We start from the raw sequence: 23195 nt of genomic DNA on the forward strand, positions 1-23195 counted from the left end.
GAGGCGGTGGTCAAGGAGCTGCGCGACCTGGGCGCGGAGGTGGCCACGGGCCGGTTCGGGGCCATGATGTCGGTGGGGCTGACCAACGAGGGGCCCTTCACCGTCATCGTCGAGGTCTGAGCGTTCGTCCGGAAGATTCTCTCCCGCGTTTTTGGTGCAGCTCACGGGCGTTTTTCGGGAAAGCGGAAAAAGTACTTACGAGAGCCATTGACGATCGCAGAGGGTGTCCGTACAGTTGCGGTGTGAATCACCCCTGGATGCGAGAGTCGTCATTTGTTATCCGGTTGCCGGTTTCCTGTTCTGATAGCGCCGTGGTTGACGATTCCGCCGTGGTCAGGGCGGTTTTCCCGGCTGTCTCAAGAGTCTCCGAGGCGTAGCTGTCCGCAGTGCGAACGGCCGTTCGGGCCTGGGGGAGCGTCGGTCGTGGCCACCTTCTCCTTTTTCGCCGACAATACCTGGAAAGTGCACGTGAACGATGTGGTGATCAGCGTGTTCGCCGGTATCGCATAAGAACGTTCCACGTCGCCGTCCGGGGCGGTGGAAGAGTCAATGGAAAGCGGGCCTCCAGGCCACGGAAAGGTGATGAGAACAGTGCACGGCTCGTCTGTGTGGCATGCCGTTCTGCATATCGACGCGGGCGCCGCGCCACTCCTTCTCGGGACGCTCGCCATACCCGCCCTACCGCTCGCCTGGCTCTGGCTGGTGCGTCCCCGGGCCGCCCGGGCCCTGGGCGTCCTCGGCATCGCCGCCGTGCTGTCCGCCTACGCCGTCCTCGTCGTGGGGCTGGGCGGGGAGTGGGCGCCGGCGGATCACGTCCACAAGGCCTCGCTGCCCTCGAACGGGATCGCGGCGAACGTGGCGGTCACCGATCCCAACCCCCTGCGGCCGCCGACCCCGTTCACCGACGAGCTCCTCGCCCAGGCCGTGCTCTTCGTCCCGCTCGGGCTGGTGGCCTTCCCGACCCTCACCTCGGCGTGGGGCCGTGTCGTCCTCGGGCCGCTCGTCTCCGTCACCGTGGAGGGCCTCCAGTTCACGCTCGCGTCGGGCCAGGGCGCGAGCCTGACCGACCTGTGCGCCAACACCGTCGGCCACCTGGTGGGGCTGGGAATGATGGGCTGCGCCTCGGTGCTGCTCGGCTGCCGGGTGGACCGCCCCGAGCACGAGTCGGTCCCGGACCGTGGGGTGACCACGGCCCGGGACCGGTGACTGTGTGTGCCTTGGTCCTCCGCTTCGCTTCGGACCGTGTTCGGGCGCCCAAGGAGGCGGGGATGCTTCATCCTCGTCTTCGCCTGCCGCTCGTTCCTCGCTCGCGGCTCCCCTCGTCTTGCAGCACCCTTCCGGCGCCCGAACTGTGTGTGCTGTGGTCCTCCGCTTCGCTTCGGACCGGGGTCGCCCCGGGCCCGCCGCCTCGCTGACCGTTCCGGGTGAGGGGCCTACTCGACGCTGGCGGTCACCGGCTCGAACTTGTAGCCGAGACCGCGCACGGTCACGATGTACTGGGGGCTGCTCGGGTCCTCCTCGATCTTGGCGCGCAACCGCTTGACGTGCACGTCGAGGGTCTTGGTGTCGCCGACGTAGTCAGCGCCCCAGACCCGGTCGATGAGCTGCATCCGGGTGAGGACCCGTCCCGCGTTCCGCAGGAGCACCTCCAACAGCTCGAACTCCTTGAGCGGCAGCTGCACGTTCCCCCCGCGCACGGTCACCACGTGGCGCTCGACGTCCATCCGTACCGGCCCGGCCTGCAGCGCGGCGGGCAGCGGCTCGGCGCCGTCGCTCGTCTCGTGGCGCCGTATGACGGCCCGGATGCGCGCGACCAGCTCACGGGAGGAGAAGGGCTTGGTCACGTAGTCGTCGGCGCCGAGCTCCAGACCGACGACCTTGTCGATCTCGGAGTCCTTGGCGGTCAGCATGATCACGGGAACGCTCGACTTCTGCCGCAGGGTCCGGCAGACCTCGGTGCCCGACAGGCCGGGCAACATCAGGTCGAGCAGCACCAGGTCGGCTCCGGTGCGGTCGAAGGTCTCCAGTGCGATGGTGCCCGTGGGGGCCACCGCGACCTCGAAACCCTCCTTGCGCAGCATGTACGAGAGGGCGTCGCTGTAGGATTCCTCGTCCTCGACAACGAGTACGCGCGTCACTGTGCCGCCTCCTGACGGTCGGTGTTACCGGTGGCTTCGGTCCCCCGGCTCTCGGGTCTGGGCAGACGCAGAGTGAACGTCGACCCCGACCCCTCCTTGCTCCACACGGTCACTTCTCCACGGTGGTGGGTCATGATGTGCTTGACGATGGCCAGGCCCAGACCGGTACCTCCGGTGGCCCGGCTCCGAGCGGCGTCCACACGGTAGAACCGCTCGAAGATCCTTTCCAGGTCCTGCTGGGGAATGCCGATCCCCTGGTCGGCGACGCTGATGTCCACGCTCGACCTGGACACCCCGACCGAGACCGCCACCCGCGTGTTCTTCGGGCTGTAGGAGACGGCGTTGGCGATCAGGTTGCGCAGCGCGGTGCCCAGCAGCCCCGCGTCGCCCAGGACGGTGACGCCCTCGGCGCCGCTGCCGACCAGTTCGATCCCCTTGGCGTCGGCGGGCATGCGCACCGCGTCGAGCGCCTCGTCCACGACGTCGCCCAGGTCCACCCGCGTGGGCTCGGCTATGGGTTCGGCGCCCTGGATGCGGGAGAGCGTGATCAGGTCCTGGATGACCGCCGTCAACCGGGCGGCCTCCTGCTGCATGCGCTCGGTGAAGCGGCGGACGGCCTCGGGGTCGTCACTCGCGTCCTGTACGGTTTCCGCCAACAGGGACAAGGCGCCCACCGGGGTCTTCAGCTCGTGCGAGATGTTGGCGACGAAGTCTCGGCGTACCGCCTCGACGCGGCGGTGCTCGGTCTGGTCCTCGGCCAGGACCAGGACCAGGCCGGTTCCGCCCAGGGGGGCCACCCGTACGGCGAAGGAGGTGGCGTCGGGCCCGAACTTGCGGACGGCCACCTCGATGTCGGTCTCGCGGATGACCCCGTCCCTTCGCACCTGCCGGGCGAGGGCCAGGAGTTCGCCTATCACCAGCTCCTCGCCCCGGACGATGCCGAAGGCCCGGGCGGCGGACGAGGCGCGCAGGACCCGGTCGGCGGGGTCCAGGATGACCGCGGACGAGGGGAGCGCCGCCAGGACCTCCGCGATGCCGGCCGGAAGGGCGCTTCCGTCACGGCGCTCGGGCGCGGGGGCCCGTCGTTCCGATGAGCTGGTACGGAGGTAGAGACCGGCGACGACGCCGATGACGACGCCCGTCACGAGTCCGAAGATGCCGGTCACGGCGGTGAGAAGTTCCCCTTGCACGATTCGATCGTAAACGGGCGGACCGGATCTTTACCCGGTCAGGGTGGGCGACACAACCGAGCTTCTCGCACCGTTCACCAAAACTTGGCCGATTCTTCAACAAACCACTGGGAGCATTGACGATATGCGGGATACCTACCACGAGGACCTCGACAGCCTGGGCGAACGCCTCGTCGAGATGACGCGCCTGGCCAGACACGCGGTCGCGCGCGCCACGACGGCCCTTCTGGACAGCGACCTGGCGGCCGCGCAGGAGGTGATCTCCGGTGACGAGGAGATCAACCGACTGGACCAGGAGATCGAGGACACCGCCTTCAGCCTGATGGCGCGCCAGCAGCCGGTCGCCTCGGACCTGCGGACGATCATCACCTCTCTGTACATGCGCGGGGACCTGGAGCGGATGGGCGACCACGCCGTCCACCTGGCCAAGATCGCGCGGCGGCGACACCCGGACTCGGCCATCCCCAAGCCGGTCCGGTCGATCGTGCTGGAGATGGGCCACCAGGCCGAGATGCTGGTCACCAAGGCGGGCGAGGTCATCAGTGAGCGCGACCCGGACACCGCGCTCGAGCTGGACAAGGACGACGACCGGATGGACCGGCTGCGCCGCAAGCTCCTCCAGCGCATTCTCGCGCCGGGGTGGGAGTACGGCGTGGAGGCCACCATGGACGTCACCTTGGTGGGGCGGTTCTATGAACGGTTCGGTGACCACGCGGTGCATGTCGCCGACAATCTCGTCTACATGGTGACGGGTGAGAAGCGCGAGGACTACGACCCCGAGTCGTGACCCCGGGTGACGGTGGTGACCCGGGGCACCGGCCGGTGTCGGGAACGTGACATCCGTCGCTCCGGTGTCGCCGAGGAGGCCCGGGGAGGGGTCGTGGGCCCCTCCCCGATCCCCCGTGCGTGATCGACGGTTCACCTGGCCAGTAGGGGTTCAGGACCTCCCGTGAACGCTCTGACCAGGTCCTCGAGAGGGCTCGGGTACACTTTGTCAAGCCCCGAAAAGGGTGGCTTGACCTGCGTGTTCGCAAACCTAATAGGTACGTTAAGTCACAGATTCGTGGTATCCTTGTGGTAGCGGAAGGGGTACCTGTCACATGGCTTTCAAGGTCGGCGACACTGTTGTCTACCCCCATCATGGGGCTGCTCGTATTGAAGCGATCGAGACTCGCACCATTAAGGGCGAGGACAGAACCTACCTCGTTCTGAGGGTCGACAAGGGCGATCTGACGGTGCGCGTGCCGGCTGAGAACGCCGAGGACGTCGGCGTTCGTGACGTGGTGGGACAGGAGGGCCTGGACAAGGTCTTCGAGGTGTTGCGCGCGCCGCACACCGAGGAGCCCACCAACTGGTCCAGGCGCTACAAGGCGAACCTCGAGAAGTTGGCGTCCGGCGACGTCAACAAGGTTGCCGAGGTGGTCCGGGACCTGTGGCGTCGGGACAAGGAGCGCGGACTGTCCGCCGGTGAGAAGCGGATGCTCGCGAAGGCCCGGCAGATTCTCGTCAGTGAACTCGCGCTTGCCGAAAAGACCAACGAGGACAAGGCCGAAGCGCTCCTCGACGAGGTTCTGACGAACTGACACCGGTCGAAGAAGCACCTCATTCATGACGAATATGCCTCGGGTGGGCGTCGGAACGGACGTCCACCCGTTTTCTCCTGGAAGAACACTTTTTCTCGCCGGTTTGGAATGGCCGGGAGAAGACGGGGTCAGCGGCCATTCGGACGGTGACGTCGCCGCCCACGCGGCGTGCGACGCCCTGTTGTCGGCCTGTGGCCTGGGGGATCTCGGATCCAACTTCGGCACGTCCGACCCACGGTGGCGCGGCGCCTCCGGCGCGGCTCTGCTGACCGAGACCGTGGCGCGGGTGCGCGCGGCCGGGTTCGAGATCGGTAACGTGTCCGTCCAGATCATCAGCAACCGCCCCAAGTTCGCGCCGCGGCGCGAGGAGGCGGAGAAGACGCTGTCCGAGGTCGTCGGGGCGCCGGTCAGCATCTCGGCCACCACGACCGACGGCCTGGGCCTGACCGGGCGCGGCGAGGGCATCGCCGCGGTGGCCACGGCCCTCTGCGCGCCCCGGGACTGAACACACGCACACGCCGACGGCCCGCCTCCCTGATCAGGGACGCGGGCCGTCGGCGTGCGTGGACGGACGGAACCGACGGTGCGGAACACGTCCGCCGTTCGGGTAGTCTCCGGCACATTCGCCGCCACGGCGGGCCCTCCCCCTGACCACGTACCGCGCGGCCCGGAACGCCGCATGACCGGGGGAGGGCCATGACGGACGTCGACGACCGGGCGCCGATCGAACCGCCGACGGAGCGGTCCGTCGGGGAACCGGGCGGTCCCCGGTGGCTCCGAGGGCCGTGGGGAACCCCCGAGGTCTGGCGGCGCGGTCGGGTCCTCGCCGGAGTCACCGCGCTGCTCGCCCTGCTCCTGGCCGTCCCCGTCCTGGTGCCCAACGGCCTCGGCCGTGCGGGCAGCCTGTTCGAGACCGTCCTGCCGTGGGTCGGCCTGGCGGTCCCGGTGAGCGCCGCGGCCGCCGGGCTCCGGCGCTCGGCGTCGGCCGGACTGGCCGTCCTGCTCCTCGCGGCCGTGTGGGCGGGGTCGTTCGGGCGTCTGTACCTGCCGTCGGGTCCGGACGTCGAACCGAACCTGACGGTGGTCACGCACAACGTCGGCGCGGCCAACGGCGATCCGGAGGCCACGGTTCGTGAGGTGCTCGGGGCCGCCCCCGACCTGGTCGCCCTCCAGGAGGTCACCTGGGAGGCGAACGCGTCCTACGACCGGGTCCTCGGCGCCGAACTGGAGCACTCCGGACGGTGGGGCACCGTCGGGCTGTGGAGCAGGTATCCGATCACGGACTCGCGGTCGCTCGACCTCGGGTTGGGGTGGAACCGGGCGATGCGCGCCGAGGTGGCCGGACCCGACGGGGGGATCGCCGTGTACGTCGTGCACCTGGCGTCGGTCCGGGTGCACGGCACCGGGTTCGACACGGCGCTGCGGGACCGGGGGATCGCGGCACTCGCGGACGCGGTCGCGGAGGAGCCGCTGGAGCGGGTCGTGGTGATGGGCGACCTCAACGGCAGCACCGACGACCGGGCCATGGCGCCGCTCACCTCGCGGTTGGCCGCCGTGCGCGGGACGGGGGGCGACGGGCTGGGTCTGACCTGGCCCGCCGGGTTCCCGTTGGTGCGGATCGACCACATCCTGGTCCGCGGGGTGACGCCGACCGAGACGTGGTCGCTGCCCAGGACGGACAGCGACCACCTGCCGATCGCGGCGCGCCTGAGGGTGTGAGGCGCTCCTGGACGGAACACGTCCTCGCGGCGCGTCAGTCCCCCGGGGGCAGCGGCTCGCTGCGCACCCGCCCGGACGGCGGCCCGGGGGTGAGGTCGGGCATCGGCGAACGGCGCGGTTTGAGGACCATCGGGCGCTTCTCCAGGGGCGGTCGGCGCCCGGCGTCGGCACGGTCCGGTGCGGTCGGCGGGTCCACGGCGCCGGGCTCGGGTTCGGGGTCCGACGCGGAGTCCTCCGTGGCCTCCGACACGAACTCCGGGTCGGGAACCGGCTCGAACTCCGGATCCGCCGCGGGCGCGAACTCGGGGTCGGGCTCGGGGGCGGCGGCGCCCTGGGGCACGGAGCCGACCCCGAAGGCCGCGCGGACCTCCGGTCCGGTGTCGTGGTCGAGTACGGGGGTGGGCTCCGGGGCCGTGTCCGCGGCCTCCTCGGCGAAGGGGGACGGCCCGTCGTCCTCCGGAGGAGTCCACTCCGGAGGGACGTAGTCCGTGAGCGCGTCGCCCCCGAGGTCGTCGGCGGGCGGTTCCCACAGGGCGGTGTCCGGGATCGGGGAGTCCTCGGGCTCGCGATGTCCGGTCCCGGGTCCCGCTCGGAGGGGTTCCGGTCGCGCGCCGAGGGTCTCGGCGGCGTCGGGAGCCGCCTCCGGCGCCGTCGGCTCCTCGTCCCAGGCGTCCGGCTCGGCGTCCACCGCCTGCCCGGCGTCCGGTTCGGCGTCCCAGGCGTCGTCTCGGGTGCCCGGCCCGGGCACCCGTGCGGGCGGGGTCTCGGCCTCGTCGTTGGCGGGGTCTCCGGGGAGGGCGTCGTCCTCGAACCCGTCGTCGGTCCGGTCAGCGCGCGGGGAGTCGGATCCCCGGAGGTCGACCGGTGACGCGGCACCCGGAACGACCGGGACCTCCGCGCTCGCCCGTTTGATGGGATTGGCCCCGGTCCGGGTGCGCCTGGGCAACGGAGCGGTGACGGACTCGGGGCGGTCGTCGGCGGAGTCCTCCGCCGGCTCGGGCTCCGGCCCGGGAGAGGCGGGGGACACGGAGACGACCTCGGAGAACTCGGAGTCCACCCCCTCCCCGGCTTCGTCCGGCTCCGGCGGAGGAGGGGTCCGATCGCGCGGGCGCGGGTCGTCGACCCCCTCGTCCGCGGTCCCGCCGTGGTCGTGCCGCGCGGGGGCGGGCCCGAAGTCGAGCAGTCGCGTCGTCAGGTGGTGGTCGTCGTCCGGCACGGTGTCGTCGAGTTCGGACGGTGACACCGCGCGGCCGTGCAGCACCGTGGCCCGGTCGGCCGAGGGCTTGGGGCGCGGGGGCGTCGCTCGGCGCCGTCGGCGGATGTGCGCTCGGACGGTCATCCACAGCAGGAACGCGACGAGCAGCGCCGCCAACGGGGCGACCGCGACGATGACGTTGGCGACCCCCTGGTGGACGGTCTCGACCAGCCCGAGGTTGCCCAGCACCATGGCGGCCGCCGCCACGAGGATGAGCACGGGGATGAGCACGAGGTCGACCCACACGCGGTCGCGGGGGTGCGCCTCGCGCAGGACGTAGCTCACCCAGAACGCCATGAGCAGCAGGAGGGTGTAGGTCACCGGGAACACGTGGGCGAGGGGGCTGCCCTCGTGCCCGCCGTACTCCGCGAAGCGGAAGACGCCGTTGTAGGAGATGACGAGGGCGCAGGCGGCGATGAGGCCGACGAACAGCGCGCCACCGACGAGAGCACCGGCTCCCGCGCCGCGGCTCGCGGGTCGAGCGTTCCGTGTCCCTGTCTCGGGGGCTTTGTCGTAAGGGGCCATCGCAACCGCAGCGTAGTCGAGGAAGCCGCGCGAACACGAGATTCCGGCCGATCACGGCCCTCCTCCAGAGGCGCGGCGCGGGGGACGCGTCGCCCGGGCGCCCTGATGGCCGTGTGGGACGGGTTTCCGTGCCCGGAAATCTCACACCGGGTCGGCTGTAATACGGCTCATCACATATGTGCCCTGGAGCCTGTCCGGGAGACGATCGGCCCGGAGCGTGGTTGGTGGTTTGTGATCCGCGGGTGAAGGGAAAGCGGTTAGGCTTGACAACGTGAGTCTGCGCTTCTATGACACCAGTGCCCGACAGGTCCGAGACTTCGTCCCCCTCCGCGAGGGGTGTGCCTCGCTGTACCTGTGTGGTGCCACGGTGCAGGCACCACCGCACATCGGCCACATCCGCTCCGGCCTCAACTTCGACATCCTGCGCCGCTGGCTGACCCACCTCGGCTACGACGTCACGTTCTGCCGCAACGTCACCGACATCGACGACAAGATCATCAACGTCGCCGCCGCCGAGGGAGTGCCCTGGTGGAAGGTCAGTGAGCGCAACCAGCGGGCCTTCACCGAGGCCTACGACATCCTCGGCTGCCTGCCGCCCACCGTCGAGCCCCGGGCGACCGGGCACGTGCCGGAGATGATCGAGCTCATCCGCCGCCTCATCGACGCCGGCCACGCCTACGCGGCCGACGACGGCTCCGGCGACGTCTACTTCGACGTGGCCTCCTACGGCGCCTACGGCGAGCTGTCCAACCAGCGGCCGGACCAGATGGAGGACTCCGCGGAGGAGGGCCGCGGCAAGCGCGACCCCCGCGACTTCGCGCTGTGGAAGGGCGCCAAGCCGGGCGAGCCGAGCTGGGAGACCCCGTGGGGCCGGGGCCGGCCGGGCTGGCACCTGGAGTGCTCGGCGATGGCCACCAAGTACCTCGGCCCGAGCTTCGACATCCACGGCGGCGGCCTGGACCTCATCTTCCCGCACCACGAGAACGAGGTCGCCCAGTCCCGTGCCGCGGGCGACGGGTTCGCGCGTTTCTGGCTGCACAACGGGATGCTGCGGGTCGGCGGTGAGAAGATGAGCAAGTCGCTCGGCAACTCGCTGCTCATCCCGCAGATGGTCCAGAAGGTCCGTCCGGTGGAGCTGCGCTACTACCTCGGCCAGGCGCACTACCGCTCCGCGATCGACTACTCCGAGGAGGCGCTGCGGGAGGCCGCCGCCGCCTACCAGCGGATCGAGGGCTTCCTGACGCGCGCGGTCGAGGTGACCGGCGAGGTCGCGCCCGCCGAGGGCGTCCCCGCCGGGTTCGCCGCCGCGCTCGACGACGACCTCGGGGTGCCCCAGGCGTTGGCCGTGGTGCACGGCCACGTGCGCGAGGGCAACACCGCGCTGGCCGCCGGGGACAAGGACAGGGTGGCCGAGCTCGCCGCCGAGCTGCGCGCGATGCTGGGGATCCTCGGAGTGGACCCGCTCAGCGAGCAGTGGGCCGGTGGGGACGCCGGGCTGCGCGAGGTCGTCGACGCCCTGGTGGCGGTGGCCCTGGAACAGCGGCAGGCGGCGCGGGGCCGGAAGGACTACGCCGCGGCCGACGCGATCCGCGACCAGCTCGCCGAGGCGGGCGTCGTGGTCGAGGACACGCCGCAGGGGCCCCGCTGGGACCTCAGGCGCGGATGACGCGGGCGGTGGCGCGTCGGGACTAGGCTGGAGGTTTGCCACCACTGGTGGCGAATCCGCCGGACGCCGACGCGCTTCCGGCATGCTCGCGAGACGTACGGGGAGGCGGCGGACATGCCGGCGAAGAAGAGCAAGAAGGGCCCGACCAAGGGCAGCGGGGGCAAGGGGCGGCGCTCACTCGAGGGCAAGAGCGGCACCCTGCCCGCCGAGCAGCGGCACTGGTACGAGGGCAAGCAGCGGGCCCGCGCGGCCAAGCGGCCCCGACCGGCCGGTGACCAGCAGGGAGCGGCCCGGCAGCAGCGCCGCTCGGCCGACTCCGACCTGCTGGTGGGGCGCAACCCGGTCGTGGAGGCGCTGCGCGCGGGCATGCCCGCCACCCGTCTGTTCCTGGCCAACAGCCTGGACCCGGACGAGCGGGTGACCGAGGCGGCGCGCGCCGCGGGTGACCGGGGCGTCGAGATCGTCGAGGTGACCCGCGCCGAGCTGGACCGGCGGTGTGAGAGCAACGGCCAGCCCGGCGCCGCCCACCAGGGCATGGCGCTGCAGGTGCGCCCGTACCGCTACTGGGTTCCCGAGGACCTGCTGGAGCGGGCGCTGGAGTCGGACACCGCGCCGCTGATCGTCGCGCTGGACGGGGTGACCGACCCGCACAACCTCGGGGCGGTGGCGCGCTCGGCGGCCGCGTTCGACGCGCACGGCCTGGTGATTCCGGAGCGCCGGTCGGCGAGCGTGAACATGACCGCGTGGAAGACCTCCGCGGGAACCCTCGCCCGGCTCCCGGTCGCGCAGGCCACGAACCTGACGCGTGCGCTGGAGGGCTTCAAGAAGGCCGGGCTGTTCGTCGTCGGACTGGACGCCGAGGGCGACACGAAGCTGCCGGACCTGGAGCTGGCGACGGGGCCGCTGGTGGTCGTCGTGGGTTCTGAGGGCAAGGGCCTGTCGCGGCTCGTGCGCGAGTCGTGCGACGTGGTGGCGAGCATCCCGATCGGCGGTGCGGAGTCGCTCAACGCGTCGGTGGCGGCGGGGGTGTCGCTGTACGAGGTCGCTCGCAGGCGCGGGCTCGAATCCGAGTAGGCCACGCGGCTCAGGAACCGGTACCATTCGGATGGACGCTCCGAGGCCTGACGGCCCCGGACGCCCGCCAGCGTAGCTCAATTGGCAGAGCAATCGCCTTGTAAGCGATAGGTTAGGGGTTCAAGTCCCCTCGCTGGCTCTTTCTATGTCTGACCTGGGGCATCTTCAGGCGGAACCACTCCGCTGACCGCCTCACCGCCTGGAGGGCAATCGCCTGTGGGCGCCGCGCGCCCGTGCCGGGGACCGCGCGACATGGCCGCCGGCCCTCTGAGGCCCCGCGTCGGCCCCACCTTCCCCGCCCCGCGGGGCGCGCATCCGCCACCGACGAACCGCCGGCGGCCGTGGAGACGGCCCGGGTTCCGCCGCGCCCCGCGGTATGACTGTGCGTGATAAATCAATCTCCGACAGTCGCGGATTTTCTCAGGTGAACTTCGCCCGTATGCGTGGCCACGGATCGGTGCGTGTGTGTAAATCCGTGTGCTCTTCCCTGGAGATGTGCAGGTCAGAATGGGCTAAGAACTCGCCACCGGCAGGGGTAAGAAGCGCTTCATTGCTCTCAGGTGTCCGGGTGGCGTAGGAATGTCTTAGCGCAAGGTCGCACCACTTCGCAGAAGCGCGGATTCGGTACACGCAAGAATTCGCGTGATTTTCTCTCGGTGTAATGACGCCGCCGTTCGGGGCATTGTTCCGAAATTGTGGTATCGAGATCTATGGGGAGTCAGGAAATGCACATCGTCGAGGAACGTTCGGAAGTCATGACCAAGGGGTACGCGAGATATGATCTCGCGGACCAGCTCGGAGTCGCGGACGCGGACCCCCGTCTGTCGAGCCTGGTGGCGGAGTTCTCGGAGCTGCCCACCGACCCCTACGCACGGTCGGCGGGCCGGTTCAGGCGCTACTCCCGCGGCGTCATCACCCCTTGGGACAACGGGTTCAGCTGGATCCCCCCGGTCCTGAGCGACGACGAGCAGTGGGTCACCGAGTACTACCAGGGCGACCACAACCCGGAGTTCACCGGGGCGCGCCGCCAGTTCCCCGCGCTGCGCGAGAGCGCGACGGACAACCCGCTGCTGCGGGACCTGATCCTGTTCGACTTCGGCCAGACCGAGTGGAGCCCGGTCGACCTGATGGCGCCGATCCACGTGGGCGTCCACATGATCAACCTCGTTGTCGACGAGGCTGGTCAGGAGGCGGTGGCCTCCCCGAACTGCCTGCACCAGGACGGCGAGCCCTACACCTTCGCGCACCTGATGTACCGGGACAACGTGGTCGGGGGCGGGAACACCATCGCGCCGCCCCGCTGCGCCGGGATGACGCCGGGGGAGATCTCCGAGGACCTGGTGATGGCCGAGTTCGAACTGACCAAACCTCTGGAGTCCTACGGGGTCCGCGACGACAAGGTCAGCCACTACGTCGCACCGATCCGCCGCGGGGGCGACCCCAGGCCGGGCGGCCGCGCCATCCTGCTCGTCGACTTCACTCCGATGGCGCCCCGGATCTGAGGGCCCGCACCACACCCGCCCCCGGGCCGCGGGAGGTACCCGCCTGCGGCCCGTCACGGTCCACCACCAGCCGAAAAGGAAAAGGAAAAAGATGAAACCGGAAAGCGGATCCCGGGCCCGGGGGAACGAGCTCGACGTCCTGGGCGTGGGGATCGGTCCCTTCAATGTCAGTCTCGCGGCGCTGCTGGAGAAGGCGCCCGAACTGAAGACCGGATTCCTGGAGCGGAAGCAGTCGTTCGAATGGCACCCCGGCCTTCTCTTCGACGACGCCTGCCTGCAGTCCCCCTTGTACAAGGACTGCGTCACGATGGTCGACCCGACCAGCGAGTACTCTTTCCTCAACTTCCTCGCCCGTAATCACCGGCTGCACCGTTTTGTCATTGCCGAATATCCGACGGTCCTGCGGCGCGAGTTCAACCAGTACCTTCAGTGGATCTGCGGGCAACTCGACCATCTCCGTTTCGGCGCCAGTGTGGACGAGGTCACCCACGACGGGACCCGGTTCGCGGTGCGGACGTCGAACGGGACCCAGCACGCCCGGGACCTGGTCCTCGGCGTCGGCCGGGCACCCTACGTGCCCGAGGCGGCGCGACCCTTCCTGGGGGAGACGCTCTTCCACGGGTCGGAGTACCTGTTGCGTTCGTTCCCCCGGAAGGGGAAGCGGGTCGCGGTCATCGGCGGCGGCCAGACGGGGGCCGAACTCGTCAACGACCTGCTCAGCGACAAGTCGCAGTTGCCCGCGGAGGTCATCTGGGCGACCCGCAGGCACAACTTCGTTCCCTTCGACGAGTCCCCGTTCGCCAACGAGCTGTACACCCCGGGCTACACCCGCTTCTTCTACCGGGAGCCCGCCGACGAGCGCGAGCGGCTCCTGGGCGTCCAGAAGGCCTCCAGCGACGCGATCCTGCAACCGCTGCTGCAGAACATCTACCGCCGCGTCTACGAGATGGACCACTTCGAGGGCGCGCCCATGGCGACCCGTCTGCTGGTGGACCGCGAGTTCACCTTCCTCACGCCGACCCCGGACGGTTGGAGCGTCGAGGTACAGGGGCCGCACGGAACCGAGGTCTTCCTCGCCGACACGGTGATCATGGCCACCGGCTACACGTTCGAGGTGCCCCGCTTCCTCGAACCGGTCCGCGAGCACCTGCGGCTCGACGAGCGGGGCCGGTTCCAGATGAACGAGGACTTCTCCGTCCGGACCGAGGGGCTGGGCGGCGGCCGGATCTTCGCCCACAACGCCGCCGTCCACTCCCACGGGTGGACCGACCCGAACTTCGCGGCGATGGCCTGGCGCAGCGCGGTGATGACGAACGCCCTGGCGGGGCGGGAGGTCTACGACCTGAGCGCCTCGGGCACCACCGTCGCCTGGGAGGGGGCGGAGCGGCAGAGCCCCCTGCCCGTCCGCGACAGGGAAGCCGTCGCCCTCCACCAGTGAGTCCCGCACCCGCCCCCACCATCCCGACCACTCGAGCAAGGAAGCACGAGCGCATGAGCATCCAGACCGACCACACCCTCCTCGACCGGTTCGTCACCCACGGATCCGAGCTGACCGCCCAGGACTGGAACCTGGCCGCCGCCGACTACGGGACGCGCGGGCGCCTGGCCGAGGAGGCCGACGCCCTGACGGCGCGGGCCTACGGAGACGGCGACCCGGACGCGCAGAACCGTGTCCAGGACCTCCTCGGCGCCATCTACGAGCAGGACTTCAGCATCCCGCCGGCCGAGCGCCTGGACCACGACTCCCAGCCGATCCTGCGCGACGTCGCCGCCCGACTGGAGAACGCCTTCCTCACCCACGAGGCCGCCCTCGTCCCGGAGTCGGCGCTGACCGGGTACCCGCACACCGCCAAGGAGTACGTGCGGTGGTTGGAGGACCTCGTCAACGCGCACGTGGCGAGCCGCCACGAGTTCTACACCTCCTTCGTGGAGGCGGAGGCGACGAAGGAGGACATCCGCTTCTTCATGGTTCAGGAGGGGACCCTGGACCCCCGCTTCGACGACATCCTCGCGCTCGTCCAGGTCGGCACCACCGGCGTGGAGAAGATGGAGATCGCCAAGAACTACTGGGACGAGATGGGCAACGGCGAGCACGCCGGCGTGCACACCACCATCTTCGCCAAGTCCCACACCGCCCTGGGCATCGACTCCGGCTTCATCGCGGACAACACCCTGCTGGAGGCCAAGGTCTGCGGGAACCTGTCCTCGGCGCTCGCCCTGTCCCGCCGCCACTACTACAAGGCCGCCGGGTACTTCGGCGCGACCGAGTACCTGGTTCCCCGGCGGTTCGAGTACCTGACCCGGGCCTGGAAGGAGCTCGGCCTCCCCCCGGAGGGCGTGGAGTACCACCTGCTGCACATGGAGATCGACGTCGAGCACGGCGAGAGCTGGTTCAACGAGGTGATCGGCCCGGTCGTCGAGCGGGACCCCCGGCTGGGCCGGGAGATCGCCCTCGGCGCGGTCCTGCGGCTGAACACCTCCGCCCGCTACCTCGACGCCATCGTCGACCACTGCCGGGCGTCCCGCGGGGCGTGCGGCTGAGGGCGGCCGCCCCCTCACGACCTCCCCCGCCCCTCGGAAACCCCCACCACCCCCTCGGAGCCGCGGCGGTCCGCTCCGGACCGCCGCGCCCCGCCCACGAGCGGAATTCGGAGAAGACCTGATGCTGACCCCCACACCCGCCCTACGTACGGCCTCGGCCGGGCTCGCGCTGGCCGTGCTGAGCGCCTGCGCCCCCTCCAACGCCTCCGACGCCCCCGACGCGTCCGACACCGCCGAAGAGCCGGCCACCGTGGTCGTCGGCGTGCACAGCGGCCTGCCCAGCCTCGGCTACGACGAGGGGTCGGGGCCGCGGGGATTCGAGGTCGACGTGGCGCGCTACGTCGCCGAGCGGGTCGCCGGCCCCGACGCGCGGATCGAGTTCCGGGGCGTGCTCCCGCCGGAACGGGACACCGTGGTTCGCGACGGCGAGGTCGACATGCTCTTCGCCACCTACTCCGCGCTGCCCGAGCGCGGCGAGTTCGTGACCTTCGGCGGCCCCTACGTCACGGCGAGCCAGGACACGGTGGTCCGCGCCGAGGACACCTCGATCAACGCCCGGGAGGACCTGGCCGGAACCCGGGTGTGCAAGGTGGAGGGTTCCAACTCCTGGCGGAGGATCACCGACGACGAGGGCATCGACGTCGAGCTGGTGGACGCGGCCGACTACCCCGAGTGCCTGGACATGCTCGTCGAGGGGGAGCTCGACGTGGTCTCCACCGACGACCTGGTGCTGGCCGGGATCATCCCGGACGGGGAGAGCGACGCCTACCGGTTCGTCAACGACCCCTTCACCGAGGAGCGGTACAGCGTGGCCCTCCCCAAGGGCGACGTGGAGACCTGCCAGCTGGTGAACGAGGCGATCGAGGAGATGTACGCGGACGGCACCGCGCTCCGTTTGCTGGAGGAGTGGTTCGGCTCGACCAACCTCTCCCTCGACCGGCCCCTCCCGGAGGCCGAGACCTGTGTCTGAGACGGACCCGACCGCCGCACCCACCGACCGACCGGATCCGACAGGGGTCTGCACCATGAACCGACCGATCCACCCCGCCGAGCCCCAGAGCGAGGAGCTCCTCGCCCCGACGCCTCAGGAGGAGCGCGCCCCGGGCGTGTGGCCGCGTAACGCGCACCGCTCGAACGGGGTCATGGAGATCGCGGGCCACACGGTGACCGAGCTCGCGCGCGAGTTCGGCACCCCGCTCTTCGTCCTGGACGAGGAGGACTTCCGCTCCCGGTGCCGGGAGTACGTCCGGGCCTTCCACGGCGGCGACGTCTACTACGCCGGGAAGTCCTTCCTGTGCACCGCGGTGGCCCGGTGGGTGGTCGAGGAGGGGCTCAACCTGGACGTCTGCTCCGAGGGGGAGCTGGCCGTCGCGCTGCACGCCCAGGTGCCCCCGCACAGGATCTCCATGCACGGGAACAACAAGTCCCTGACGGAGCTGGAGCAGGCGATCGAGGTGGGCGTGGGCCGCGTCGTCGTCGACTCCTTCACCGAGATCGACCGGCTCTCCGCCCTGGCCGAGAGCCGGGGCAGGCGGCAGCGGGTCCTGGTCAGGGTGACGACCGGTGTCGAGGCGCACACGCACGAGTACATCGCGACCGCTCACGACGACCAGAAGTTCGGGTTCGCGCTGAGCACCGGCATGGCGGCCGAGGCGGTCCGCCGCGTGCTGGCCGCCCCGGGGCTGGACCTGGCCGGCCTGCACTCCCACATCGGATCCCAGGTGCTCTCCCTCGAACCGTTCGAGGTGGCGGCGGCACGACTGGTCGCCCTGCTGGGGGCGGTCAAGGACGAGCACGGAGTCGAACTGGCCGAACTGAACCTCGGGGGCGGCCGCGGCATCACGTACGTGCCGGGCGAGTTCCCCACCCCCGTGGCGAGCTTCGCCGAGGGGCTCCGGCGGGCCGTTCGGGGGGCGTGCCGTGAGCACGGGATCGCGGTGCCGCGCCTGGCCGTCGAACCGGGGCGGGCCGTCGTCGGCCCCGGCACCGTCACCCTCTACGAGGTCGGCACGGTCAAGGACGTCACCGGTGTGCGCCGGTTCGTCTCCGTGGACGGGGGGATGAGCGACAACATCCGCCCGGCCCTCTACGGCGCGCCGTACACGTGCGACCTGGTGTCGCGGGACTCGGCCGCCGCCCCTGTTCCCAGCAGGGTGGTGGGCAGCCACTGTGAGAGCGGCGACGTCCTGGTGCCGGAGGCGCGCCTGCCCGGCGACCTGGCCCCCGGGGACCTGCTCGCCGTCGCGGCCACCGGCGCGTACTGCCGCTCCATGGCCAACAACTACAACCACGCCCTACGCCCCGGCGTCGTCGCGGTCCGTGAGGGCCGGGCCAGGGCCATCGTCCGTAGGGAGACGGTCCAGGACCTCCTGCGGACCGACACCGGGGTCGGCGACGAGGAGGGGCCGGCCGTCCCGACCCACGCCCACCCCGAGCCCACGGGTCCGTGAGACCAGCGGCCGCCACAGAACGGAGAGAGGAAGCCATGTCGACCATCACGCGCGACCGGACCCACGTCGAGGGACTGGCCCCCGGGATCGCCACGCTGCTGAACAGCACCACCGTTCCGGGTCTCCTGAGCGTCTCGTGCGTCAAGAACACCATCCAGGTGGACGTCACCGAGGGCGACTTCTGCGTCCGCATCAGACCGGGCGAGGGCGGTACCGTCTCGCGCCTCTACTTCACGGCGGGGTACCGGGGCNNGTCGGGGCAGACCTGGTGGACGGACTGGTGCCTGGACCTCAAGGGCCGGCGCGGCGGTTCGAGCGGCGTCGGCGCGCTCATCCTGGCGGAGATCGGCAAGAGCCGGCGCAAGTTCGCCGAGATGTTGGCCGAGTCGGCCCGGCTGGAATCCCAGCCGGGAGGGTGAACGGCGGTGGCCGGTTCGCCGCGGCCCGTCCGGCCCGGCGGATCGGCCTGGTTCAGGTCTGGTCGCGGACCAGGTCCCAGGCCAGCCGTTGGATGTTCTTCAGCAGGTCGCCCAGAGGGGCGGGCTGCTTTCCGTCGACGGGCGGCCGGACCACGGCCCACACGTTGCGCGCCAGGTCGCCGTCCTTGATCGGTCTGTACTCCACCCCGGAGGGGCGGTGGACCAGGGAGAGGGCCGGGACCAGGGCGATGCCCAGGCCCGCGCCGACGAACCCGAACACGGTCGCGTAGTCGTTGCTGCGGAAGTGCGCCTGCGGTTCGAACCCCGACGCGGCGGCCCAGTTCCTGGTGGCCCGCGTGCACGGGGTCTCGTCCCGACCCAGAATCCAGCTCTCCTCCGCCAGGTCCTCCAGGGAGATCCGCTCGTTCCCGGCGAGCGGATGCCCCTCGGGCAGCACCACGCCGATCGGCTCGCGGAGGACGAGTTCGCTGATCAACGTGGGGGTCTGGGCGAGCGGGACGTTGTCGTAGGTGTAGGTCAGGGCCACGTCCGCCAGATCCTTCTTGACGTGTTCGATCGCGTCCTCCGGTTCGGCCTCGGCGTAGCTGAGAGCCGTGTGCGGATAGTTCTCCCGATGGGCGGAGAAGGCCCGCGGGACGAGCGACCACCCGGCGCTGCCGAAGGACGAGACGCGGATGGGCCCCAGCATGGTGTTGGCCAGGGAACGCATCGTGGCCTCGGCGATATCGAGTCGGTCCAGGGCTTCCCCGGACAACTCCAGGAGAATCTCCCCCGCCCGCAGCAGTTCCATTCCCCGGGGCCCCCGGCTGAACAGACTCTGCCCTACCTGGCGTTCAAGCGCGGCGATCTGCTGGGAAACGGCTGGAGGCGTGAAGGAGAGAGCCTCGGCCGCCCGGACGATTGATCCGGTCTCGACGACTTTGGCAAATGTCCGAAGGCGTCGCTCGTCCAGCATTAAAGTTCTCCTTTTTGCTGTGGAAACCAGCGGTGACTTCCGCATTCGTGAGAGGTGCTGCAGACTTGGAGCAGTTCCCCTCAGAGGCGGGGAGAGGCCCTGCCGGGGCTCTGTGCGGTGCGTCCCTGAACCGTGCACCCGACACCACGGAGGCTTGTCGGGCTGCTCGCCGGTGGCGCTCTCCTCGCAAGGCTCCGTCGGGGATCGTATGGAGGCGGTTCATCTGTCTGGATTTCTCACTTGCTGAACTGTTGGCCGTATTTCTGAAATCAGGCGGCCACGCCTGAAGTAGCTGTGCCTCGGTCTTAAAAAACCGTTGTCCAGTGTCCATCGACGGCGAAAATCTGTCAACTAATCCGTGCTCTCCGTGATGAGGTTGGCCGGAATCGGACAGAGTCTTGCCTAAAATTCCGGGAGAGTATATGCAGGCTATTGTCACCCAGCCGCAGGACAGCGGTGTTCCGGTCCGGTTCCAGAAATGGTCGGATCCGCGGATCAACGCCGGTCACGTCCTCGTCCGCGTTCGCCGCGCCGCGCTGAACCGGAACGACGCGATGCTGGTCGACCGGCGCGCGGACCTCGGCGGTCCCCGAGTGCTCGGTTCCGACGGGGCCGGCACCGTCGTCGAGGTCGGTTCCGGGGTCCTGGAGGCGGCCCCCGGCGACGACGTCGTCATCCTTCCCTCGCTGCGGTGGGGGCCCCGCGAGGACGCTCAGGGACCGGATTTCGAGATCCTCGGATACCCGACCGCCGGAACCCACGCCGAGTACATCCTCGTCCCCGAGGAGAACGTGTTCGTCAAGCCCCCGGAGCTCGAGTGGGACGAGGCGGCCGCCCTGCCGCTGGCCGGGTTGACCGCGTGGCGCGCCCTGATCACCCGGGGCGGCCTCAAGGAGGGGGAACGCGTCCTGGTCACGGGCGCCGCGGGCGGCGTGGCGAGCTACCTCGTCCAGATCGCCGCGGCCCTGGGCGCCCAGGTGTGGGTGACGTCGGGCCGTGAGGACGCGATCCGCACGGCCGTCAAGCTCGGAGCCGTGGGAGGGGTCGTCCGCTCGGGCGACTGGCCCGGAGAGCTGGCCGCGTCCACCGGCGGGCCCTTCGACCTCGTCGTCGACTCGGCGGGCGCCTCGTGGGACGCGCTGGTGGGGCTGCTGCGCCCCGGCGGCCGCATGGTCGTCCTCGGGCGGACCGCCGACCACGGCGCCACCCTCGACGTTCACGGCGTCTTCTGGTCGCAGGTCTCCATCCTGGGCAGCTCCATGGGCGGCCCCCGGGAGTTCGCCGACCTCCTCTCCCACGTCGCCAAGCACGACTGGCGTCCCGTGGTGGACCGCGTCATCCCCATGAGCGAGCCGGTGGAGGCGTACCGGGCGCTCAACGACCCGGGGCGCTTCGGAAAGGTCGTGCTGAGTGCGCCCGACTCGTGATGTGCCGAATACCGGAGCCGCGCCCGCCGGGCGGGCCCGAAGCGTTGAGCAAGGGAGCGTCATGAACGGAATCCACGTCCCACTGGTCACCCCCTTCGCCGCGAACGGCGAGGTCGACGCGGCCTCACTGGAACGGCTCCCCCCCCCCCCCCCCNCGCTCGGCACGACCGGGGAGTCGGCCATGCTCACCGCGCGGGAGCGCGAAGCCGTGCTGGAGGTGTGCCGCCGGGTCAGCGACGACCACGGCACCCCGCTCACCGTCGGAGTGAGCGGCATGGGCACGGCCACCACCGTCGAGCAGGCCCGCGAACACGACCGGTGGGCCGACCGGCTCATGGTCGTCGTCCCCTACTACCTCAGGCCCACCGACGAGGGCGTGATGACCCACTTCGAGGCGGTCGTCGACGCGGTCCGGGCACCCGTCATCGTCTACAACGTCCCTCACCGGACGGGGAAGGCGCTCACCACCGGGACGTTGGCGACGCTGCTGTCGATGGAGGGCGTCGGAGCGGTCAAGCACTGCGCCGGAGCGATCGACCAGGGGACCCTCGAACTCCTCGCCCTGGACGTGGACGCCGACGTGTTGACCGGTGACGACGCACTCATCCACCCGATGCTGGGTCTGGGGGCCGCGGGAGCCATCTCCACGACCGCCAACATCGCCCCGGGCCACTACCGGCGCCTTCACGACCTCGTCCGAGGCCAGGACACGGCGGCCGCCCTCGAGCTGCACAACGCCCTGCTGCCCCTGGTCTCCACCGTGTTCGCCGAACCCAACCCGACCGTGGTCAAGGCGGCCCTGAGCGAGATCGGCCTGATCGACGAGCCGACTGTTCGCGCCCCCCTGTGCCAGGCGGACCCCCAGCTGGTGTCCGACGCGGTCGCCGTGTTCAAGGAGCTGCCCTGATGTTCGACGTGTACTGCCCCGACTGTGGAATGACGACCCTTCTCGGCCCGCGCAGGGTCCTGGCCATGCACAACACCGAACCGGGTGTCATCACGGTGGAACTGCTCTGTTACGACGGGCACCGGGTCACCCTCGTCACCGGCAAACGGGCGGACGAGCGCGACACGGCCGCGCGGGGCGCCACCGGCGAGCCCGGGTCGGACCGCGTCGCGGGCCGGGCGGAGGACGGTTCGGAGCCGGTCGGGACCGACTCCGGCGCCGCCGAGCGGGACGCCGTCGCCGACGCCGCGTCGTTGCTCGACGCGCGTTGACGGCGCCGGGAGGGCGCCCCGCCGCTGCTCGGCGGCGGGGCGCCCTCCATCGTCCGCGGTCCCCCCGAACCCCCGTTCCCGGCCGGTCCCGTTCGGTACGGGGACAGTGACCGGCGGCACCGCTCCGGTGACCTCCGCGCCAGTGGGTATCCCCATGGGGACCGGAGCCGCTCGCCGGACGGCGGTGAGGGGCCCGAAACGGACTCGGACTCCAGGGAGGCGAGTCATGACGGCAGACCGGACGGCGGTCGCCCGTCGTCGCGCGGCGGTTCTGCTCGCGGTCGCGGTCACCGCCCTCGCCGCCTGTACCGCGAGCGAGGGGATCGACGGCGGTGGGACGGGTGGCGCACCCATCCGCGCACCGGACCTCGGCGACGGCGTCGAGGTGGCCAGCGGGCTCGACATCCCGTGGGGCCTGGCCTTCCTGCCGTCCGGCGACGCCCTGGTGGCGGAGCGGCACACCGGGCGGATCCTGCGGGTGTCGCCCGGCGGGGCCGAGCCGGAGGAAGTGTACGAGGTGCCCGGCGTCGCGGGGCCCGAGGGGGCGGAGTCCGGATGGGAGGGCGGACTGATGGGCCTGGCGTTGTCACCGGACCACGCGGAGGACGGCTACGTCCACGCCTACCTCACGACCGAGGACGACAACCGCGTCGTTCGGTTCCGGCTCGACGGGAAGGACCCGGAGGTCGTCTTCGACGGCATCGCCAAGAACAGGTACCACGACGGCGGCCGGATCGCCTTCGGCCCGGACGGGATGCTGTACGTCGCCACCGGTGACGCGGGTCGGCCCGCCCTGGCCCAGGACCCGGACAGCCCCAACGGCAAGATCCTGCGGCTGACCCCGGAGGGGGACCCCGCACCCGGCAACCCGGACCCCGGATCCCCCGTGCACAGTCTCGGACACCGCAACGTGCAGGGCCTGGCCTGGGACGACGAGGGGCGGATGTTCGCCACCGAGTTCGGTCAGGACGCCTTCGACGAAGTCAACCTGATCGAACCGGGCCACAACTACGGCTGGCCGAAGGTGGAGGGGACCGGCGGCACCGACGGGGGGCGCTTCACCAACCCCCTGATCACCTGGACCCCCGACGAGGCCTCGCCGTCCGGCGCCGCCGTCGTCGGCGACACCCTGTACGTCGCGGCGCTGCGGGGGGAGCGGCTGTGGGCCGTTCCCCTGGAGGACGGCGCGCTCGGTGAGCCGTCCCCGCGGTTGGAGGGCCGGTTCGGTCGGCTGCGCACGGTCGGGGAGGCCCCGGACGGGACGCTCTGGATCACCACCTCCAACACCGACGGCCGGGGGAACGTGCGCGAGGGCGACGACCGGATCATCCGCTTCGAGGTCGGTTAGGGCATGTATGGCGGACACTCACCCTGCTGTGCGTCGCCCCAGCACAACTGTCGCTGTGTTCTCATCAGTCGACAGGACCCCACCCTGACTCCTTCTTCGGCCTTGCGACAGCCGCACTGGATACGCCGCTCGCGACGGGCGGCGTCCACCACACACGCCCCAGG

21 protein-coding genes and 1 tRNA gene are annotated in these 23195 nt (G+C 70.6%); 18 read left to right on the plus strand and 4 right to left on the minus strand.

The window, feature by feature from the left end:
• Together D471_RS34465 and D471_RS0114280 are read left to right on the plus strand one after the other, a co-directional pair.
• Positions 1-120: D-aminoacyl-tRNA deacylase (locus D471_RS34465; protein ID WP_040689691.1), on the plus strand; the 120-nt coding region annotated here is incomplete at its 5' end.
• Positions 121-582: 462 nt separating this feature from the next.
• Entirely contained in the window at positions 583-1206 is a 624-nt protein-coding gene (locus D471_RS0114280; RefSeq protein WP_161630094.1) for a VanZ family protein, read from the plus strand.
• Positions 1207-1433: 227 nt separating this feature from the next.
• Here D471_RS0114280 and D471_RS0114285 read toward each other — a convergent pair whose 3' ends face one another.
• Positions 1434-2138: a response regulator transcription factor gene (locus D471_RS0114285; protein WP_017599238.1), complete on the minus strand. Its 705-nt coding sequence runs from the start codon at positions 2136-2138 to the stop codon at positions 1434-1436.
• The gene (locus D471_RS0114290; protein ID WP_026127723.1) at positions 2135-3328 is read right to left on the minus strand and encodes a sensor histidine kinase; all 1194 of its coding nucleotides are present in this window, start codon (positions 3326-3328) and stop codon (positions 2135-2137) included. The genes D471_RS0114285 and D471_RS0114290 overlap by 4 nt, the downstream gene beginning before the upstream one ends.
• A 124-nt stretch (positions 3329-3452) precedes the next feature.
• On the opposite strand from D471_RS0114290, the gene phoU reads away from it, so the two are divergent.
• The 4 genes from phoU to D471_RS34470 all read left to right on the plus strand — a co-directional run bounded on the left by phoU (position 3453) and on the right by D471_RS34470 (position 6630).
• Entirely contained in the window at positions 3453-4115 is a 663-nt protein-coding gene (gene phoU, locus D471_RS0114295; RefSeq protein ID WP_017599240.1) for a phosphate signaling complex protein PhoU, read from the plus strand.
• Positions 4116-4428: 313 nt separating this feature from the next.
• Entirely contained in the window at positions 4429-4911 is a 483-nt protein-coding gene (locus tag D471_RS0114300; RefSeq protein WP_026122741.1) for a CarD family transcriptional regulator, read from the plus strand.
• A gap of 34 nt (positions 4912-4945) precedes the next feature.
• The gene (gene ispF / locus D471_RS0114305) at positions 4946-5416 is read left to right on the plus strand and encodes a 2-C-methyl-D-erythritol 2,4-cyclodiphosphate synthase (protein WP_193789767.1); all 471 of its coding nucleotides are present in this window, start codon (positions 4946-4948) and stop codon (positions 5414-5416) included.
• Between the two features lie 191 nt (positions 5417-5607).
• Positions 5608-6630 carry an endonuclease/exonuclease/phosphatase family protein gene (locus D471_RS34470; protein ID WP_017599242.1) on the plus strand — a complete coding sequence of 341 codons (1023 nt, stop codon included), beginning with the start codon at positions 5608-5610 and terminating at the stop codon, positions 6628-6630.
• 34 nt (positions 6631-6664) lie between these two features.
• Here the strand turns inward: D471_RS34470 and D471_RS0114315 are convergent, their stop codons facing one another.
• Positions 6665-8410 (minus strand): DUF2637 domain-containing protein, encoded by a 1746-nt coding sequence (locus D471_RS0114315; protein ID WP_026127725.1) that lies wholly within the window; start codon positions 8408-8410, stop codon positions 6665-6667.
• Between the two features lie 271 nt (positions 8411-8681).
• Here D471_RS0114315 and cysS point away from each other — a divergent pair, with 271 nt between their 5' ends.
• The 8 genes from cysS (at position 8682) to lysA (ending at position 17643) form a co-directional block, all read left to right on the plus strand.
• Positions 8682-10076 (plus strand): cysteine--tRNA ligase, encoded by a 1395-nt coding sequence (cysS, locus tag D471_RS0114320; RefSeq protein WP_017599243.1) that lies wholly within the window; start codon positions 8682-8684, stop codon positions 10074-10076.
• A gap of 114 nt (positions 10077-10190) precedes the next feature.
• The gene (gene rlmB, locus D471_RS0114325) at positions 10191-11150 is read left to right on the plus strand and encodes a 23S rRNA (guanosine(2251)-2'-O)-methyltransferase RlmB (RefSeq protein WP_017599244.1); all 960 of its coding nucleotides are present in this window, start codon (positions 10191-10193) and stop codon (positions 11148-11150) included.
• A 66-nt stretch (positions 11151-11216) separates the two neighbouring features.
• Positions 11217-11289: transfer RNA gene (locus tag D471_RS0114330), tRNA-Thr, on the plus strand.
• A 586-nt stretch (positions 11290-11875) separates the two neighbouring features.
• Positions 11876-12652: a 2OG-Fe dioxygenase family protein gene (locus tag D471_RS0114335; RefSeq protein WP_017599245.1), complete on the plus strand. Its 777-nt coding sequence runs from the start codon at positions 11876-11878 to the stop codon at positions 12650-12652.
• Between the two features lie 91 nt (positions 12653-12743).
• Positions 12744-14090 carry a lysine N(6)-hydroxylase/L-ornithine N(5)-oxygenase family protein gene (locus D471_RS34475; RefSeq protein ID WP_017599246.1) on the plus strand — a complete coding sequence of 449 codons (1347 nt, stop codon included), beginning with the start codon at positions 12744-12746 and terminating at the stop codon, positions 14088-14090.
• Positions 14091-14143: 53 nt separating this feature from the next.
• On the plus strand, positions 14144-15193 hold the full coding sequence (locus D471_RS0114345; protein ID WP_017599247.1) for an iron-containing redox enzyme family protein: 1050 nt from the start codon (positions 14144-14146) through the stop codon (positions 15191-15193).
• Positions 15194-15314: 121 nt separating this feature from the next.
• On the plus strand, positions 15315-16163 hold the full coding sequence (locus D471_RS0114350; RefSeq protein ID WP_017599248.1) for a transporter substrate-binding domain-containing protein: 849 nt from the start codon (positions 15315-15317) through the stop codon (positions 16161-16163).
• Between the two features lie 55 nt (positions 16164-16218).
• On the plus strand, positions 16219-17643 hold the full coding sequence (gene lysA, locus D471_RS34480) for a diaminopimelate decarboxylase (RefSeq protein WP_051059177.1): 1425 nt from the start codon (positions 16219-16221) through the stop codon (positions 17641-17643).
• Positions 17644-18114: 471 nt separating this feature from the next.
• Here the strand turns inward: lysA and D471_RS0114365 are convergent, their stop codons facing one another.
• Positions 18115-19038, minus strand: coding sequence for a LysR family transcriptional regulator (locus tag D471_RS0114365; RefSeq protein WP_161630095.1), 924 nt, complete (start codon positions 19036-19038; stop codon positions 18115-18117).
• Positions 19039-19460: 422 nt separating this feature from the next.
• On the opposite strand from D471_RS0114365, the gene D471_RS0114370 reads away from it, so the two are divergent.
• From D471_RS0114370 to D471_RS0114385, 4 genes are all read left to right on the plus strand, one after another.
• Complete coding sequence (locus D471_RS0114370; protein ID WP_017599252.1) at positions 19461-20465, plus strand: zinc-binding dehydrogenase; 1005 nt, start codon at positions 19461-19463, stop codon at positions 20463-20465.
• Between the two features lie 61 nt (positions 20466-20526).
• A complete protein-coding gene (locus tag D471_RS34485) occupies positions 20527-21372 on the plus strand; it encodes a dihydrodipicolinate synthase family protein (RefSeq protein WP_017599253.1) in 846 nt (281 codons plus the stop codon).
• Positions 21372-21683, plus strand: coding sequence for a hypothetical protein (locus D471_RS34490; RefSeq protein ID WP_017599254.1), 312 nt, complete (start codon positions 21372-21374; stop codon positions 21681-21683). The genes D471_RS34485 and D471_RS34490 overlap by 1 nt, the downstream gene beginning before the upstream one ends.
• A 226-nt stretch (positions 21684-21909) precedes the next feature.
• Positions 21910-23031: a PQQ-dependent sugar dehydrogenase gene (locus D471_RS0114385; RefSeq protein WP_017599255.1), complete on the plus strand. Its 1122-nt coding sequence runs from the start codon at positions 21910-21912 to the stop codon at positions 23029-23031.
• Positions 23032-23195 lie beyond the last annotated feature (164 nt).

It is taken from the genome of Nocardiopsis lucentensis DSM 44048, from assembly GCF_000341125.1.
Taxonomy (GTDB): domain Bacteria; phylum Actinomycetota; class Actinomycetes; order Streptosporangiales; family Streptosporangiaceae; genus Nocardiopsis; species Nocardiopsis lucentensis.

What these genes read in the sequence shown, in the direction of transcription:
- D471_RS0114280 (WP_161630094.1), top strand. Translation starts at nt 583, where the DNA reads ATGAGAACAGTGCACGGCTCGTCTGTGTGGCATGCCGTTCTGCATATC.
- phoU (WP_017599240.1), top strand. Translation starts at nt 3,453, where the DNA reads ATGCGGGATACCTACCACGAGGACCTCGACAGCCTGGGCGAACGCCTC.
- D471_RS0114300 (WP_026122741.1), top strand. Translation starts at nt 4,429, where the DNA reads ATGGCTTTCAAGGTCGGCGACACTGTTGTCTACCCCCATCATGGGGCT.
- ispF (WP_193789767.1), top strand. Translation starts at nt 4,946, where the DNA reads ATGCCTCGGGTGGGCGTCGGAACGGACGTCCACCCGTTTTCTCCTGGA.
- D471_RS34470 (WP_017599242.1), top strand. Translation starts at nt 5,608, where the DNA reads ATGACGGACGTCGACGACCGGGCGCCGATCGAACCGCCGACGGAGCGG.
- D471_RS0114315 (WP_026127725.1), bottom strand. Translation starts at nt 8,410, where the DNA reads ATGGCCCCTTACGACAAAGCCCCCGAGACAGGGACACGGAACGCTCGA.
- rlmB (WP_017599244.1), top strand. Translation starts at nt 10,191, where the DNA reads ATGCCGGCGAAGAAGAGCAAGAAGGGCCCGACCAAGGGCAGCGGGGGC.
- D471_RS0114335 (WP_017599245.1), top strand. Translation starts at nt 11,876, where the DNA reads ATGCACATCGTCGAGGAACGTTCGGAAGTCATGACCAAGGGGTACGCG.
- D471_RS34475 (WP_017599246.1), top strand. Translation starts at nt 12,744, where the DNA reads ATGAAACCGGAAAGCGGATCCCGGGCCCGGGGGAACGAGCTCGACGTC.
- D471_RS0114345 (WP_017599247.1), top strand. Translation starts at nt 14,144, where the DNA reads ATGAGCATCCAGACCGACCACACCCTCCTCGACCGGTTCGTCACCCAC.
- D471_RS0114350 (WP_017599248.1), top strand. Translation starts at nt 15,315, where the DNA reads ATGCTGACCCCCACACCCGCCCTACGTACGGCCTCGGCCGGGCTCGCG.
- lysA (WP_051059177.1), top strand. Translation starts at nt 16,219, where the DNA reads ATGAACCGACCGATCCACCCCGCCGAGCCCCAGAGCGAGGAGCTCCTC.
- D471_RS0114365 (WP_161630095.1), bottom strand. Translation starts at nt 19,038, where the DNA reads ATGCTGGACGAGCGACGCCTTCGGACATTTGCCAAAGTCGTCGAGACC.
- D471_RS0114370 (WP_017599252.1), top strand. Translation starts at nt 19,461, where the DNA reads ATGCAGGCTATTGTCACCCAGCCGCAGGACAGCGGTGTTCCGGTCCGG.
- D471_RS34490 (WP_017599254.1), top strand. Translation starts at nt 21,372, where the DNA reads ATGTTCGACGTGTACTGCCCCGACTGTGGAATGACGACCCTTCTCGGC.
- D471_RS0114385 (WP_017599255.1), top strand. Translation starts at nt 21,910, where the DNA reads ATGACGGCAGACCGGACGGCGGTCGCCCGTCGTCGCGCGGCGGTTCTG.